The 290-nt window shown below is 62.1% G+C and carries 1 protein-coding gene and 1 pseudogene; one reads left to right on the top strand and one right to left on the bottom strand.

Annotated elements, in window-relative coordinates; genetic code table 11:
* Nucleotides 1-165 (bottom strand): annotated as a pseudogene (locus tag EN859_RS40395) (betaine-aldehyde dehydrogenase); the annotation flags it as partial.
* Between EN859_RS40395 and EN859_RS40135 the strand changes: the two are divergent.
* On the top strand, nt 100-270 hold the full coding sequence (locus tag EN859_RS40135; protein ID WP_348632978.1) for a sulfocyanin-like copper-binding protein: 171 nt from the start codon (nt 100-102) through the stop codon (nt 268-270). The pseudogene EN859_RS40395 and the gene EN859_RS40135 sit on opposite strands and share 66 nt — an antisense overlap.
* The last annotated feature ends 20 nt before the right edge of the window (nt 271-290 follow it).

The following is a 290-nucleotide window of genomic DNA, read 5'->3' as shown; positions in this document are numbered from 1 at the left end:
GCCATTATAGGCGGCGGCCGCGCCGCCGAAATATTCGAGGCAGTCGGCTGCTGACGGCGCATCCGCGACTAGCGTCTCCTGGATCGCCGTGCCGCCGACATTCTTCGCGCGCGCAATGCCGATCTGGCACGCATCGAGACGCTGGATACCGGCAAGGCGATCCAGGGTGCCGCCCTGCGGCTTGATCTAAAGCCGGGCACGTACCTTCTCTTCTGCAACATTCCAGGTCACTTCACGTCCGGGATGTGGACGATCTTCACGGTCAAGTAGTCGTTCGTGTATGGTGGGCT

The organism is Mesorhizobium sp. M00.F.Ca.ET.216.01.1.1 (assembly GCF_004010325.2).
Lineage (GTDB): Bacteria > Pseudomonadota > Alphaproteobacteria > Rhizobiales > Rhizobiaceae > Mesorhizobium.
Note: the sequence above shows the minus strand (reverse complement) of the source record. Positions and strands in the feature narration are given on the sequence as shown.